Source organism: Bacillus sp. 2CMS4F (assembly GCF_023161785.1).
Taxonomy (GTDB): domain Bacteria; phylum Bacillota; class Bacilli; order Bacillales; family Bacillaceae; genus Bacillus; species Bacillus halotolerans.
The window spans coordinates 68,017-83,117 of record NZ_JALNTO010000014.1; the positions used below are offsets into that span (position 1 = coordinate 68,017).

The 15,101-nt window shown below is 47.0% G+C and carries 14 protein-coding genes; 11 read left to right on the forward strand and 3 right to left on the reverse strand.

All coding sequences use genetic code 11. The annotated features are described in order from the left end of the window. Window positions 1-219 precede the first annotated feature (219 nt). Window positions 220-1,581, reverse strand: a complete 1,362-nt coding sequence (gene htrA, locus MTN95_RS17640; protein WP_105953632.1) for a serine protease HtrA — start codon at window positions 1,579-1,581, stop codon at window positions 220-222. A 181-nt stretch (window positions 1,582-1,762) separates the two neighbouring features. On the opposite strand from htrA, the gene proG reads away from it, so the two are divergent. From proG to MTN95_RS17690, 10 genes are all read left to right on the forward strand, one after another. Further along, a complete protein-coding gene (gene proG, locus MTN95_RS17645) occupies window positions 1,763-2,581 on the forward strand; it encodes a pyrroline-5-carboxylate reductase ProG (protein ID WP_248339275.1) in 819 nt (272 codons plus the stop codon). Window positions 2,582-2,708: 127 nt separating this feature from the next. Beyond that, window positions 2,709-3,533 carry a D-aminopeptidase DppA gene (gene dppA / locus MTN95_RS17650; protein ID WP_101865263.1) on the forward strand — a complete coding sequence of 275 codons (825 nt, stop codon included), beginning with the start codon at window positions 2,709-2,711 and terminating at the stop codon, window positions 3,531-3,533. Between the two features lie 15 nt (window positions 3,534-3,548). Beyond that, window positions 3,549-4,475 (forward strand): dipeptide ABC transporter permease DppB, encoded by a 927-nt coding sequence (gene dppB / locus MTN95_RS17655; protein WP_202853676.1) that lies wholly within the window; start codon window positions 3,549-3,551, stop codon window positions 4,473-4,475. A 5-nt stretch (window positions 4,476-4,480) separates the two neighbouring features. Then, window positions 4,481-5,443, forward strand: a complete 963-nt coding sequence (dppC, locus tag MTN95_RS17660) for a dipeptide ABC transporter permease DppC (protein WP_101865262.1) — start codon at window positions 4,481-4,483, stop codon at window positions 5,441-5,443. Window positions 5,444-5,447: 4 nt separating this feature from the next. Further along, window positions 5,448-6,455: an ABC transporter ATP-binding protein gene (locus tag MTN95_RS17665; RefSeq protein ID WP_248339286.1), complete on the forward strand. Its 1,008-nt coding sequence runs from the start codon at window positions 5,448-5,450 to the stop codon at window positions 6,453-6,455. Between the two features lie 18 nt (window positions 6,456-6,473). Then, complete coding sequence (dppE, locus tag MTN95_RS17670; RefSeq protein ID WP_248339295.1) at window positions 6,474-8,105, forward strand: peptide ABC transporter substrate-binding protein; 1,632 nt, start codon at window positions 6,474-6,476, stop codon at window positions 8,103-8,105. A gap of 107 nt (window positions 8,106-8,212) precedes the next feature. Beyond that, the gene (locus MTN95_RS17675) at window positions 8,213-9,148 is read left to right on the forward strand and encodes a S66 peptidase family protein (protein WP_248339313.1); all 936 of its coding nucleotides are present in this window, start codon (window positions 8,213-8,215) and stop codon (window positions 9,146-9,148) included. A gap of 2 nt (window positions 9,149-9,150) precedes the next feature. Further along, a complete protein-coding gene (gene ykfB, locus MTN95_RS17680; RefSeq protein ID WP_105953626.1) occupies window positions 9,151-10,251 on the forward strand; it encodes an L-Ala-D/L-Glu epimerase in 1,101 nt (366 codons plus the stop codon). Beyond that, window positions 10,248-11,138 (forward strand): gamma-D-glutamyl-L-lysine dipeptidyl-peptidase, encoded by an 891-nt coding sequence (gene eepC, locus MTN95_RS17685; RefSeq protein WP_248339316.1) that lies wholly within the window; start codon window positions 10,248-10,250, stop codon window positions 11,136-11,138. The genes ykfB and eepC overlap by 4 nt, the downstream gene beginning before the upstream one ends. Window positions 11,139-11,150: 12 nt before the next feature. Further along, window positions 11,151-12,134 carry an ABC transporter ATP-binding protein gene (locus MTN95_RS17690; RefSeq protein ID WP_248339323.1) on the forward strand — a complete coding sequence of 328 codons (984 nt, stop codon included), beginning with the start codon at window positions 11,151-11,153 and terminating at the stop codon, window positions 12,132-12,134. A 39-nt stretch (window positions 12,135-12,173) separates the two neighbouring features. Here MTN95_RS17690 and pgl read toward each other — a convergent pair whose 3' ends face one another. Beyond that, a complete protein-coding gene (gene pgl / locus MTN95_RS17695) occupies window positions 12,174-13,223 on the reverse strand; it encodes a 6-phosphogluconolactonase (protein ID WP_105953623.1) in 1,050 nt (349 codons plus the stop codon). A gap of 89 nt (window positions 13,224-13,312) precedes the next feature. Then, window positions 13,313-14,173, reverse strand: a complete 861-nt coding sequence (locus MTN95_RS17700; protein WP_248339326.1) for a dimethylarginine dimethylaminohydrolase family protein — start codon at window positions 14,171-14,173, stop codon at window positions 13,313-13,315. 188 nt (window positions 14,174-14,361) lie between these two features. Here MTN95_RS17700 and MTN95_RS17705 point away from each other — a divergent pair, with 188 nt between their 5' ends. Then, window positions 14,362-14,880: an acyl-CoA thioesterase gene (locus MTN95_RS17705; protein ID WP_010333945.1), complete on the forward strand. Its 519-nt coding sequence runs from the start codon at window positions 14,362-14,364 to the stop codon at window positions 14,878-14,880. Window positions 14,881-15,101: the final 221 nt, after the last annotated feature.

Genomic DNA, 15,101 nt, shown 5'->3' on the forward strand with positions numbered 1-15,101 from the left:
GAGAAAGCTCAGCATCAGAAAAGCCAATCTTGCGCAAATTATGCTCAATCCCACGGTTTTCATGTCATTCCTCCTTTTTAAACAATGCTTCAAGGATCTGATTAGAATGATGTCAGCCTGTATCATATGCGGGTGTCTTGGCAGAAAGTTTCATAGAGTATATAGGTCTTTTGTCTAATAAAAAGCCTCAGGCCGCTTTTGCGGCCTGAGGCGCTTTTCTTAAGAAGGTGTTTCTTCTTTTTGATCGAGTTTGATTTTTTTCGTCATTTCTTTTCCGTTTCTGAGAATTTTCACTTCGACGGTGTCGCCGATATTTGCGTCTTTATATAGGATGTTGCGCAATTCGCTGCCAGTGTCGATTTCTTTGCCTTTTAAGCTGATAATAATATCTTCAGCTTTCAGCCCGGCCTTTGCAGCAGGGGAGCCTGAAGCGACTTCACGGATGTATACGCCTTTATTCAGCTGGCTGCCGAATAAGCCAAGTGTGCCTTCTTGATAGTTTTGCGGCACCTGTTCCAAATCGAGCATGCTGACACCGATATACGGACGTTCAATTTGCCCTTTAGACAGCAATTCTTCAGCTATCGGTTTTACATCATTGCTTGGTATGGCAAATCCGATGCCCTCAACATCATCTTCACTGATTTTCATACTGTTAATGCCGACAATTTTGCCGTCTGTATTTAACAATGGACCGCCGCTGTTACCTGGGTTAATCGCGGCATCAGTTTGAATCACGTTAATGCTTGTTTGACCGGCTGAGGTTGACATTGAAACTGTTCTATCCACGCCGCTTACAATTCCTTGTGTTACTGTGCGAGACAGGTCTTTTCCGAGCGGATCTCCAATCGCAATGACGGTTTCGCCTGTTCTGAGATCTGATGAATCACCGAAGTTTGCTACCTTTGTTACGTGGTCATCACTGATTTGAAGAACGGCTAAATCTGTTAAAGAGTCACTGCCTACGAGCTTAGCTGTCACATCAGTGCCGTCGTATAAAGACACCTTAAGTGAAGTTGCGCCTTCTACAACGTGGTTATTCGTAATGATATAAGCCTTGCCGTTCTCTTTTTTGAAAATGACACCCGATCCTGAGCCGCTTTCTGTATCTTCGCTTGAATCAGAGCTGGAACCGGAAGAGCCAGAGCCAAACAAAGAGCTGTTTGACTGAGCCTGAAGGTTTGTGATGCCGACAATCGCCGGTGAAAGATCTTCCACCATATCTGAGATTTTAGAAGAATCCTCACTCTTAAATGCAGATGAGCTTGTCGAGCTTTTGCTTGATTCAGAGGATGTGCTTTTAGCTGTAACAGATTGAGTTTGCTGCTGGCTGGACGTCTGTTTCGCTGCGTCCTGAGAATCGTGGTCGCCAAGCGGTGTGAACGTATAAATCCCAAGGGCGAGACTTCCGCCGATGACTCCGCCGAGCAGCGGCCTGAACCATCCGAATCCGCGTTTTTTCTTCTCTTGATCATGAATCACATTGCGGGCTGAGTAAGACGGGTTTTGATCATTCTCTTTTGTTAAAAAAACCTCATTCTCTTGTCCTTCTGTTCTATTTTCGTCACGATAATTATCCATCATGTTCACTCCGTTTCTCTCTATTTTCAAATCATTACATTTTGATTATGGCAGTTTTATGACTTGATTTTATCATAAACAAAAACTGTGGGATAAAAATGAAAACATTATGGGAAATTGTGAAAAAGTGCGAAAAACGGTACACTTTATAAGGATTATTGTACATGAAAGGGCTGAAACGATGGAGTCAATCGGATTGATAGGATATGGCAGCATGGCGGATATGATCGCCAGGCAGCTGCTGAAGCATAAACAAGTAGAGGGAAATGAGCTGTTTGTTGAGACAAGAACTAAGGGAAAGCGGCTTCAGGCTTTGCTCGCTGATTATCCAAACGTTTCGGCAAAACCGCTGGAGGTATGGGCGGAAAAGTGCGCCTTGATCTTTATATGTGTCCCGCCGCTCCATGTCATTGAAACAGTACGCCGGCTTCACCCGTATGTGAACCGGAATACTCATATTGTATCCATTGCGGCTGGTGTGCCTCTGCGGCTTTTAGAGGCTGAAACGGCGGCTGGAATATCACGGTTGATTCCGGCCATTACATCTGAAGCGGAAGCCGGCATCTCACTGGTTGTTCACAGTGAAGCACTGGCGGCACAGAAGAAAGAACGTTTGGATGAATTGTTATCGGCTTTCAGCAGTGTGCGAGAAATAAAAGAATCCAATTTAGATGCCGCCAGTAATCTGACGAGCTCTGCTCCGGGCTTCATCGCCGCAGTGTTTGAAGAATTAGCGCTGTCTGCTGTGAGAAACAGCGGCCTGACAAAAGAAGAAGCCTTTGATTTCCTGATACACTCACTGTATGGGACAGGCAAGCTGCTGATCGAAAAGAAGATGTCCTTTGAGGAGACGCTGAATCGTGTTGCAACGAAAGGCGGAATTACAGGGGAGGGAGCGGCGGTGATACGTGCCTCTGTGCCGCATGTTTTTGATCAAGTATTTGAAAAAACACTCGAAAAATATGAACAGCTGACAGAACAGTCAGCAAAAGAAACATGAATCCTTGAAAGAGGATTCTTTTTTATCTCTGAACGTTAGTGATTTTTCCCAGCTATATTGCATTTTTCCTCTTTTTTTAATATAATCTGTTAGAATATTCATAATTTAGTAAAAAAGGAGGAGCGTTATGAAACTGTACATGTCAGTAGATATGGAGGGTATTTCAGGTCTTCCGGATGATACCTTTGTTGATTCCGGCAAGCGTAATTATGAACGCGGACGGCTGATCATGACCGAAGAAGCAAACTACTGTATTACCGAAGCGTTTAACAGCGGGTGTACGGAGGTGCTGGTGAATGACAGCCATTCGAAAATGAATAATCTGATGATTGAAAAGCTTCATCCGGAGGCGGATTTGATTTCCGGCGATGTTAAACCATTTTCGATGGTGCAGGGGCTAGATGATACTTTCACGGGCGCGTTGTTTCTCGGTTATCACGCAAGAGCTTCAACTCCCGGTGTCATGTCTCATAGCATGATTTTCGGTGTTCGTCATTTTTACATAAATGATCAGCCTGTCGGTGAGCTTGGATTAAATGCTTACGTTGCCGGTTATTACGATGTCCCGGTATTAATGGTAGCCGGTGATGACCGGGCGGCCAAAGAAGCTGAAGAGCTCATCCCGAATGTCACGACAGCTGCTGTTAAACAAACGATTTCAAGGTCTGCAGTCAAATGTCTGTCGCCTGCGAAAGCCGGCCGGCTGCTGACAGAAAAAACCGCATATGCCTTGCAGAACAAAGATAAAGTTAAACCGCTTACACCGCCTGACAGGCCTGTATTAAGCATTGAATTTGCCAATTACGGTCAAGCTGAGTGGGCTCATCTAATGCCGGGTACAGAAATCAAACCGGGAACCACAACCGTTCAATTTCAGGCGAAGGATATGCTTGAAGCCTATCAGGCTATGCTTGTCATGACTGAACTGGCAATGCGAACATCATTCTGCTAAAGGGGTGTTAAGGCTTTGGCAAGATATATAATGAAGCGTTTTTGGGCAATGGCAGCTACGATTTTGGTCATTACCACCCTGACTTTTGTTCTGATGAAGGTCATTCCCGGATCTCCTTTTAATGAGGAGAGGGGCACAAATGAAGCGGTTCAAAGAAATCTCGAAGCCTACTATCACTTAGACGATCCTCTCATTATCCAATACATCATCTATCTAAAATCCATCATTACATTCGATTTTGGCCCTTCTATTAAAAAACCGTCAGACAGCGTAAATGATATGCTGGAACGCGGATTTCCCGTTTCCTTCGAACTTGGGATGGCAGCAATTGTCATTGCTGTGATCTCAGGGCTGATACTTGGCGTAACTGCCGCGCTGCGCCGCAACGGCTTTTTGGACTACGCTGCGATGAGCCTCGCGGTACTCGGCATTTCCATCCCGAATTTCATTATGGCGACGTTGCTTATTCAGCAGTTTGCCGTTAATTTTAAACTATTTCCCGCCGCTACGTGGACGAGCCCGATCCATATGGTGCTTCCGACCGCAGCGCTTGCAGTTGGACCGATGGCGATTATCGCCAGGCTGACAAGATCAAGCATGGTCGAAGTCCTGACACAGGATTATATCCGCACAGCGAAAGCAAAAGGGCTGTCTCCGCTCAAAATTATCATAAAACACGCACTCAGAAACGCGCTCATGCCCGTCATTACCGTACTGGGAACTCTCGTTGCCAGCATTTTAACAGGAAGTTTTGTGATTGAAAAAATCTTTGCCATTCCCGGAATGGGAAAATATTTTGTCGAAAGCATTAATCAGCGGGACTATCCCGTGATTATGGGAACGACCGTTTTTTACAGCGTCATTTTGATCGTAATGCTGTTCTTGGTCGACTTGGCCTACGGTCTGCTGGACCCGCGCATTAAACTGCATAAGAAAGGGTGAAGCGTATGAATCTCCCTGTACAAACAGATGAACGCCAGCCGCAGCAGCACGCTAAGGTGCCGGACGAATGGTTTGTTCCGAATCAGGAAAAGACCCAAGAGACCGATTCAGTCAAACGGCCAAGTTTGTCCTATGCGCAGGATGCCTGGAGGAGGCTGAAGAAAAATAAACTAGCGATGGCCGGGCTTTTTATTCTTTTATTTCTATTTGTGATGGCAGCAATCGGTCCTTTTTTATCTCCTCATAGTGTCGAGCGCCAATCGCTGACAGAACAAAATCTTCCGCCTTCTGCAGATCATTGGTTCGGTACCGATGAGCTTGGCCGGGACGTGTTTACACGAACATGGTACGGAGCGAGGATTTCGTTATTTGTCGGAGTGATGGCTGCACTGATTGATTTTTTGATCGGTGTCATTTACGGAGGCATTGCCGGCTATAAAGGCGGCAGAACAGACAGTGTCATGATGCGGATTATTGAAGTGCTGTACGGGCTGCCGTATCTTCTTGTTGTCATTTTGCTGATGGTCTTGATGGGTCCGGGGCTCGGCACCATTATCGTAGCGCTGACTGTTACGGGATGGGTCGGCATGGCGAGAATTGTAAGAGGCCAAGTGCTGCAAATAAAAAATTACGAGTATGTGCTCGCCTCGAAAACCTTTGGTGCGAAAACCTTTCGCATCATCCGCAAAAATTTGCTGCCGAATACAATGGGCGCGATCATCGTACAAATGACTTTAACTGTACCTACCGCCATATTCGCAGAATCATTTTTGAGCTTTCTCGGTCTCGGCATTCAAGCGCCGTTTGCCAGCTGGGGTGTGATGGCGAATGACGGCCTGCCGACCATTTTGTCCGGGCATTGGTGGCGCCTGTTCTTTCCTGCCTTTTTCATCTCGTTAACGATGTACGCGTTTAATGTGCTGGGGGACGGATTGCAGGATGCACTGGACCCTAAGCTAAGGAGGTAGCTGTATGGAGAAAGTTCTGTCAGTCAATGATCTGCACGTTTCTTTTACGACTTACGGCGGGACGGTTCAGGCTGTCAGAGGCGTGAGCTTCGATTTGTACAAAGGCGAAACATTTGCCATTGTCGGTGAATCGGGCTGCGGCAAGAGCGTCACCTCTCAAAGCATTATGGGACTGCTCCCGCCTTATTCAGCGAAGGTGACAGACGGCAGCATTTTATTTAAAAACAAAGACCTTTGCCGTCTCTCTGACAGAGAAATGAGGAGTATAAGGGGCGCGGACATTTCAATGATTTTTCAAGACCCGATGACGGCGTTAAACCCGACGCTGACTGTCGGCGACCAGCTGGCGGAAGCGCTTCTTCGTCACAAAAGGATGACGAAAAAGGCGGCTGAGAAAGAGGTTCTGTCCATGCTGGAATTGGTTGGCATTCCGGATCCTGAAGCACGCCTGAAGCAGTACCCCCATCAATTCAGCGGCGGCATGAGACAGCGGATTGTCATTGCGATGGCGCTGATCTGTGAGCCTGATATTTTAATAGCGGATGAACCGACAACTGCCCTTGACGTCACCATACAGGCGCAAATACTGGAACTGTTTAAAGAGATTCAGAGAAAAACAAAGGTTTCTGTCATTTTGATCACACACGATTTAGGCGTGGTTGCCCAGGTTGCTGACAGGGTGGCTGTTATGTATGCCGGAAAAATAGCGGAAATTGGCACAAGAAAAGATATATTTTACAAGCCGCAGCACCCTTATACAAAAGGGCTGCTGAATTCTGTCCCGCGGCTGGATCTTGAGGGCGCGGAGCTGATTCCGATTGACGGCACGCCGCCGGATTTATTTTCACCGCCGCCGGGCTGCCCATTTGCCGCCCGCTGTCCGAGCAGAATGATCGTGTGTGACAGGGTATACCCTGATCACACTGTTCGATCCGGCACGCACGCTGTACACTGCTGGCTTCAGGATAAACGGGCTGAGCATGCGGTGCTGCCGGGAGCGAAGGATGAATAACGAAAAAGGGGGAAGAGGATGAAGAGAGTGAAGAAGCTATGGGGAATGGGCCTTGCACTGGGACTTTCATTTGCGCTGATGGGATGTACAGCAAATGAGCAGGCTGGAAAAGAAAGCGGAGAAGATAAGGCAAAGACAAGCGGAGAAAAGGTACTGTACTTAAATAATGAAAATGAACCGACTTCGTTTGATCCGCCGATCGGTTTTAATAACGTGTCTTGGCAGCCGTTAAATAACATCATGGAAGGGTTAACGCGCCTCGGCAAAGACAATGAACCGGAGCCGGCGATGGCAGAGAAGTGGTCTGTGTCGAAAAACAAGAAAACGTACACATTTACGATTCGGGAAAATGCGAAATGGACGAACGGAGACCCTGTGACAGCCGGGGATTTTGAATACGCTTGGAAACGGATGCTTGACCCGAAAACAGGAGCTTCTTCCGCGTTTCTCGGCTATTTTATTGAAGGCGGCGAAGCCTATAACAGCGGAAAAGGGAAAAGAGACGATGTGAAGGTGACGGCAAAGGATGATCACACCCTTGAAGTGACCCTTGCCGCACCGCAAAAATATTTCCTGAGCGTGGTGTCAAACCCGGCGTATTTTCCGGTTAACGAAAAAGTCGACAAAGAAAATCCAAAATGGTTTGCTGAAGCCGATACATTTGTCGGCAACGGCCCGTTTAAACTGACGGAATGGAAGCATGATGACAGCATCACAATGGAAAAAAGCGATACGTACTGGGATAAAGAAACCGTGAAGCTTGACAAAGTGAAATGGGCAATGGTGAGTGACAGAAATACAGATTACCAAATGTTCCAGTCCGGTGAATTGGACACCGCATACGTACCGGCTGAGCTAAGTGACCAGCTGCTGGATCAAGACAACGTGCACATCGTTGATCAGGCGGGTTTATACTTTTACCGCTTTAATGTCAATATGGAGCCGTTCCAAAATGAAAACATCAGAAAAGCCTTCGCAATGGCTGTTGATCAGAAGGAAATCGTAAAATATGTCACGAAAAACAATGAAAAACCGGCACACGCTTTTGTTTCGCCAGGGTTTACACAGCCTGACGGCAAGGACTTCCGGGAAGCGGGCGGAGACCTGATCACACCAAATGGAAACAAAGCGAAGCAGCTGCTGGAAAAAGGAATGAAGGAAGAGAAGTATGACAAGCTGCCTGCGGTCACGCTTACTTACAGTACGAAACCGGAGCATAAAAAGATTGCTGAAGCCATCCAGCAAAAATTGAAAAACACCCTTGGCGTCGATGTGAAGCTGGCCAATATGGAGTGGAACGTGTTTTTAGAGGAGCAAAAAGCGCTTAAGTTCCAATTCTCACAAAGCTCATTTCTGCCTGACTATGCGGACCCTATCAGTTTTCTGGAAGCCTTCCAAACAGGGAATTCAATGAACCGCACAGGCTGGACCAACAAAGAATATGATCAGCTGATGAAACAGGCGAAAAATGAAGCGGATGAAAAAACGCGTTTTTCACTCATGCATAAGGCGGAAAAGCTTCTCATCAATGAAGCGCCGATCATTCCGGTTTATTTCTATAATCAGGTCAATCTGCAAAACGAACATGTAAAGGACATCGTCCGGCACCCTGTCGGCTACATCGATTTAAAATGGGCCGATAAAAACTAACGCGGCGCTTGAGAAAATACTGCTCTCTTTATGTGAAGGAGCGGTATTTTTTCTCTTATTTGCACGTATACGTAGGGTGCAGAGCAAATGAAGGGAGCTGATCAGAGTTGAATCACAAGCCGAACGCACTGAAAAAAGGCGATACAGTCGGTGTCATCGCACCTGCAAGCCCGCCTGATCCGAAAAAGCTTGAAACGGCGCTTTTGTTTTTAGAGGAACTCGGTCTTCAGGTAAAGCTGGGCAAGGCGCTGAAAAACCAGCACGGCTATTTAGCGGGACAGGATGATGAGCGGCTGGCTGATCTGCACGAGATGTTCAAAGACCAGGAGGTGAAAGCGGTGCTGTGCGCATGCGGAGGCTTTGGCACGGGACGGATCGCTTCAGGCATTGATTACAGCTTGCTCCGCAAACATCCTAAAATCTTTTGGGGATACAGTGATATTACGTTTTTACATACCGCCATCCATCAAAACACAGGCCTCGTCACTTTTCACGGGCCGATGCTCAGCTCAGATATAGGCCTGGAAGACGTTCATCCCCTGACAAAAGCGTCATATGAGCAGCTGTTTCAAGAGACAGTATTCATCTATACAGAAAAGCTTTCTCCGCTGACGGTGCTTGTTCCGGGAAAAGCGGAAGGAGAGCTTGTCGGCGGCAATCTTTCCTTGCTGTCATCGACACTCGGCACGCCGTTTGAAATTGATACGAGGGGAAAGCTCCTGTTTATTGAAGACATTGATGAAGAGCCGTATCAAATTGACCGGATGCTGAATCAGCTGAAAATGGCAGGGAAGCTGGCGGACGCAGCCGGTATTCTTGTTTGTGATTTTCATAACTGCATCCCGGTGAAGCGGGAGAAATCTTTGACACTTGAGCAGGTGCTCGAAGACTATATTGTGTCCGCCGGAAGGCCTGCTCTTAAAGGGTTTAAGATCGGCCACTGTTCGCCGAGTATTGCCGTTCCGATCGGTGCGCACGCTGCCATGGATACAGCCGAAAAAACGGTCGTCATTGAGGCGGGCGTTTCTGAAGGGGCGCTTTGAGTATGAAGATCACAAAAATAGACACGAAACGGGTCGCCGTGCCGCTGACAAAGCCGTTTAAAACGGCGCTTCGCACAGTGTATACGGCTGAATCTGTTATCGTAACGATCACTTATGATAATGGCGCAATCGGATGGGGAGAAGCGCCTCCGACGATTGTGATTACCGGAGACAGCATGGACAGTATTGAAAGTGCGATTCACAACGTCTTAAAGCCGGCACTGCTTGGAAGAAGACTGTCCGGCTGCGAGGCCATTCTGCATGACATCCAGCATCTTCTGGAAGGGAATCAAAGCGCAAAAGCAGCTGTAGAAATGGCTGTATACGACGGCTGGGCGCAGATGAGCGGACAGCCGCTTTACCAAATGCTCGGCGGATATCGAAGCACACTTGAAACGGACTACACCGTCAGTGTGAACTCGCCTGAAGAGATGGCGGCGGATGCAGAGAGCTTTCTTAAACAAGGCTTTCAAACGCTAAAAATAAAGGTTGGCAGAGATGACATTGAGACAGATATCTCCCGTATTCAAGAAATCAGAAAGCGTGTCGGGCCTGGGGTAAAGCTCCGTTTGGATGCCAATCAGGGATGGGTGCCGAAAGAAGCGGTAACGGCCATTCGGAAAATGGAGGATGCCGGCCTGGACATTGAGCTTGTCGAGCAGCCTGTCCATAAGGATGATCTTGCCGGGCTCAAGAAAGTTACGGATGCAACAGACACCCCAATCATGGCTGATGAAAGTGTATTTACTCCGCGACAGGCATTCGAAGTCCTTCAAACCCGCAGCGCCGATCTGATCAATATTAAATTGATGAAGGCAGGAGGAATCAGCGGTGCAGAGAAAATCAATGCCATGGCTGAGATTTGCGGGGTGGAGTGCATGGTTGGCAGCATGATCGAAACAAAGCTTGGCATAACAGCTGCGGCGCATTTCGCGGCAAGCAAAAAAAACATTACCCGCTTTGATTTTGACGCCCCGCTCATGCTGAAAACGGATTTGATCAAGGGCGGAATTATTTACAGCGGCAGCACGATTACGATGCCTGACAAACCTGGTCTTGGCATTACCGGAGTCGTGCATCAGAAAGGAGGGATGGAGACATGAACCATACAGTAATATCAGCAGTTGCCAACGTATGGACAGCACCTGATACACCTCGTCCATTTGATCAAACAATGCTCGATCAAACCGTGTCGATCAGAGAATGGCTGAAGAGCATGACCTATGATCAGCGGCTTGGGTTATGTACAGATAATGTGATCCAGACGCAGGTTCTCTTTGGCGAGGAGGTACTGGTCACGGCAGAACAGGATGAATGGGTGTCTGTCGTTGTGCCCGGCCAGTCATCCCACAAGGATAAACGCGGATATCCGGGCTGGATGAAAAAGAACCAGCTGAAAAACATAAATCTCCCACAATCGAATCACACCGTGGCGATCAGCAAACCAACAGCTTTTTTGTATGGGGATACCGGAGATAAGGAAATTGAACTGAGCTTCTTAACTGCTCTGCCGCTGATTGAAGAAGAGGATGGCTTTTTCAAGGTAGCGACTCCTTTTGGAGATAGGCTCCTGCGACAAACTGATGCGGCGCTTGTTCGGAATAAGAAAGGAACGGCGGAAGACATCATTCAGACAGGGGCAAGTTTTCTCGGGCTTCCTTATTTATGGGGAGGTATAAGCGGGTTTGGATTTGACTGCTCTGGTTTTATGTACAGCGTATTTAAAGCAAATGGATACAGGATTCCCCGTGATGCGGGAGACCAGGCGAAAACAGGGGAGGAAGTGCCGCTTCACGACATCAATGCCGGTGATCTGCTGTTTTTTGCATATGAGGAAGGAAAAGGAGCAATTCATCACGTTGGCCTGTCCATAGGAGACGGAAAAATGCTCCATTCTCCTAAAACAGGGAAATCGATCGAAATCATCACGCTGAAAGATACAGGATATGAAAAAGAGCTTTGTGCGGCACGCCGCTGTTTTTCAGAATGAGGAGGGAGACACATGACACCACTGCTAGAGGTCAGTCAGCTGAAAATGCATTTTGACGCAGGGAAAAAGCGAACAGTCAAAGCGGTCGACGGGGTAACCTTCCAGATTCATGAGGGGGAGACGTTCGGGCTTGTCGGAGAATCCGGCTGCGGGAAATCAACCTTGGGAAGAGTGCTGATGCGTCTTTACCATCCCACGGAAGGAAGCGTCAAATACCGCGGAACAAATCTTCACGCCCTCAGTGAGAAAGAGCAGTTTGCCTATAACCGCAAACTGCAGATGATTTTTCAAGACCCTTATGCATCGCTCAATCCGCGGATGACCGTTCGAGAAATCATTCTAGAGCCGATGGAAATTCACAATCTTTACAATACCCATAAAGCGCGGCTTCTCGTTGTGGACGAGCTGCTGGAGGCAGTGGGGCTTCACCCGGATTTCGGCAGCCGCTACCCGCATGAATTCAGCGGCGGTCAAAGGCAGAGAATCGGGATTGCCAGAGCGCTTTCATTGAATCCGGAGTTTATCGTAGCGGACGAACCGATTTCTGCGCTTGATGTGTCAGTTCAGGCGCAAGTGGTCAACCTGCTGAAGCGGCTTCAAAAAGAAAAAGGGCTCACATTTCTGTTTATTGCCCATGATTTATCGATGGTAAAGCATATCAGCGACAGGATCGGCGTTATGTACTTAGGCCACATGATGGAAATTACAGATAGCGGCACATTGTATCGTGAACCGCTGCACCCGTATACGAAGGCGCTGCTGTCCTCGATTCCGATTCCGGACCCCGAATTAGAGGACAAGCGTGAGCGCATCATTTTAAAAGGGGAGCTGCCGAGTCCGGTACATCCGCCGAGCGGCTGTGTGTTTCGGACGCGCTGCCCGGAGGCGATGTCTGAATGCGGGGAATCACGTCCTTTGCTTCAAGAAATCGAAGCCGGCCGTTTCGTTGCCTGCCATTTATATCGAAATGCTGAAACGAAAGAAAAAGTGAGATAAACATAAAAGCTGGCTCCGTTGTCGGGAGCCAGCTTTCTTTTATGATTGCTGTAAAAATTTTACGCACACCGGATAAGGGACAGAAACGGTTGAAGGAAGCAGCGTCAGCCGGCCTGTCTCTGTGTCTCTTTCAAACAATACGAGATTGCCTGTTTCTTCATTTGAAGCAACGAGGAAGGTCTCCGTTGGATCCAGCACAAAGTCACGAGGCCAGTTTCCTTCAGTCGATACTCTTTCCACAAATGCCAGCTCGCCTGAATATTGATTCACTTCAAACACAGCGATGCTGTCATGGCCGCGGTTTGCAACGTAAACAAAACGCCCATCCTGAGTGACGTGAATGGCACTTCCCTGGCTGTTATCTGTGAAATCATCAGGGATGGCAGAGACAACTTGAAGTTCTCTGAATTCGCCGGCTGTCGGATTGTATTCAAGCGCAATCACTTCATTGCTTAATTCTGTCATGACATATGCGTATTTTTCTTTCGGGTGAAAAGCGATATGACGAGGGCCTGCACCGGGAGCGAAGGAATGGCTTCCGGATTCAGTCAATTCACCGTCTTTCAGCTTATAGGTGTACAGCTTATCTGTTCCTAAGTCAACCGCTACGACATAATTATGTTCAGGTGTAAAGCCCGCATAGTGTGTATGCGGCTTTTCCTGTCTTTCATGAGGACCCTTTCCTGTATGGGCGGCTTCTGAAGCGGGAGATTGCAAACCTCCGTCTTGTTGAACCGGAAAAGCGTGTACCTTCCCGCTGTGATAGTTGGCTGTCAATACGAATTGCTGATGATCATCGACGCTCACGTGGCATGGCGATGGGCCATCGATTAACTGATGATTCAGAAATGTTAATTCGCCGCTGTTTTTATCGATTTCATAGGCAGCAATACCGCCTTTACCGTCTGCTTTTTCAATTGAATAAAGAATCGTGTTGTCTTTATTCGGCGTCACATATGTGGGGTTTCCCAGCTTTGCGGCAAGCTTTGGCTCGCTGAGTGTTTTTTTCTCAGTATCCAGCTCGAATGAATAAATGCCTTCACTTCCGCCTTTTGTATATGTTCCGACATATCCTATGTACTTTGTCATGCGATTTCCCCCTTAAAAATGATGTCATCTCTATATTAACGTATCTTAAAGAAATACGCTGTTCAAAACATGAAAAAGGGGAATATTCTTCATTCGCCTCGAATGAGCGGCATCGTACAGCATCTGAAAGAACCGCCTGATTTGATAATTTCTGACAAGTCAATTTCGATGATGTGATAGCCTCTTTTGGATAATTCACGATTCACATGACGATTGCCCGGCAGGCTGATGATGGTTTTTCTGCCGATAGACAGGACGTTGGTGCCAAGTGTAAATTGTTCGTTTTCGGGTACCTCAATGAGATTGTAACGCTCTGCCAGCATATCGACTTCCTGCTGCGGAAGGGCTTCAGGGTAGATTAATGCTTCGCTTTCAGAAATGATATTAAATACACAGTCCAGATGCAGAAATTTTTCATGGAGCGGAACTGGGATGATGGTATATTCAGGAAGCTCTTCTTGCAGCTGGCCGACCGCTGAGATGTCCGTGCGCTGGCTGATTCCGACATAAACGGTATCGCCATCTATGACGACGTCCCCGCCTTCAATGCTAGTATCCAGCATCCGGGTATAAGGAATCCCTTGATTGTGGAAAAATTCTTTTATCACAGCTTCTTCCCCTTGGCGAATGGGCTCAGTCATGCTGGAAAGAAAGACTTTTTCCCCGATAACAAAACCGATATCCCGGGTAAATACCTGCTCAGGCAGTCCGTGCTGAACAGGCAAAAGGATGACCTCAATGCTGTGTGACCTGAGCTCTTCTACTAAGCGTTCGTGCTGGTCTTTGGCGGTTTTGACCTGAATATTGTCATCTTCAAAATGTTTTTGGGTTTCATTAATAACGTCCTTAATTGTCATATGCTCGGGTTTGCATAAAATAACTTTCTTCAAGGTGTCATATTCTGTTTGGCATACCGTTTTGTTCTGATGTTTTGGAATGGATACATCCATTTGTTTCTCCTCCTGACCGTGTGAAGAATACGTATATTATTCCCTCGTCAGTCAAATCATTAAACATTTAAGAAAGAAAACCTGACAGACAAATCATTTTAAATTTTAGACAAATGGATGAGAATATTGTTTAATAGGAGAATATGAGTGCATTTACTAATCGATCAGACATCAAAGGGGAGAAAGGTATGGAAGCACAGGAAACAAAATTTTGTAAAGAGTCAAAGGTTGTGAAAACCAGCAGGGTATTCCCTCTCGATACGAACAATCATAATACGCTGTTTGGCGGAAAACTGATGAGTTATATCGATGATATTGCCTCTATTTCCGCAGCGCGCCATTGCAGACGTGATACGGTAACGGCTTCGATGGACTCTGTCGATTTTCTGAAACCGATCGGGCAAAGGGAGTCTGTCTGCTTGGAATCATATGTAACTTGGGTCGGCACATCTTCCATGGAGGTGTTTGTGAAAGTCATCAAAGAGCATCTGATGACTGGTGAACGGGAGCTCGCCGCGACATCCTTTTTGACCTTTGTCGCATTAGACTCAAACGGCAAGCCGGTGCCTGTGCCGAGAGTTGTACCGGAAACAGAAGAGGAAATCATGCTGCATAACACAGCGGTTCAGCGTGCCAGTGAACGGAAAAACCGAAAAAAACACAGTCAGGCGCTGGCAAATGCGCTTGGAACAGACAAGCCTTGGTAAAACATGAAACCCAAAACATACGTTGTTTTGGGTTTTTTTGTGCCTTCCATTATTTCGCTGTTAATGGTGATCATTACAGAGGTTAGTCCGTTTTTGCTAGGGGATTCTATAAAAAAGCAACAATTGTCACGTTAAATTGATAATTTTGTGACAACTTTATTAAAGATTCATTTTAAATATATCTTTTAAAGGCAAGATCATGTATTTTAAAGATATATTTT

Bases quoted from the DNA above. Each gene is read 5' to 3' on its own strand.
- dppE (WP_248339295.1), top strand. From the start codon at position 6,474: ATGAAGAGAGTGAAGAAGCTATGGGGAATGGGCCTTGCACTGGGACTT.
- MTN95_RS17705 (WP_010333945.1), top strand. From the start codon at position 14,362: ATGGAAGCACAGGAAACAAAATTTTGTAAAGAGTCAAAGGTTGTGAAA.
- MTN95_RS17700 (WP_248339326.1), bottom strand. From the start codon at position 14,173: ATGGATGTATCCATTCCAAAACATCAGAACAAAACGGTATGCCAAACA.
- dppA (WP_101865263.1), top strand. From the start codon at position 2,709: ATGAAACTGTACATGTCAGTAGATATGGAGGGTATTTCAGGTCTTCCG.
- MTN95_RS17690 (WP_248339323.1), top strand. From the start codon at position 11,151: ATGACACCACTGCTAGAGGTCAGTCAGCTGAAAATGCATTTTGACGCA.
- pgl (WP_105953623.1), bottom strand. From the start codon at position 13,223: ATGACAAAGTACATAGGATATGTCGGAACATATACAAAAGGCGGAAGT.
- proG (WP_248339275.1), top strand. From the start codon at position 1,763: ATGGAGTCAATCGGATTGATAGGATATGGCAGCATGGCGGATATGATC.
- ykfB (WP_105953626.1), top strand. From the start codon at position 9,151: ATGAAGATCACAAAAATAGACACGAAACGGGTCGCCGTGCCGCTGACA.
- eepC (WP_248339316.1), top strand. From the start codon at position 10,248: ATGAACCATACAGTAATATCAGCAGTTGCCAACGTATGGACAGCACCT.
- MTN95_RS17665 (WP_248339286.1), top strand. From the start codon at position 5,448: ATGGAGAAAGTTCTGTCAGTCAATGATCTGCACGTTTCTTTTACGACT.
- dppC (WP_101865262.1), top strand. From the start codon at position 4,481: ATGAATCTCCCTGTACAAACAGATGAACGCCAGCCGCAGCAGCACGCT.
- htrA (WP_105953632.1), bottom strand. From the start codon at position 1,581: ATGGATAATTATCGTGACGAAAATAGAACAGAAGGACAAGAGAATGAG.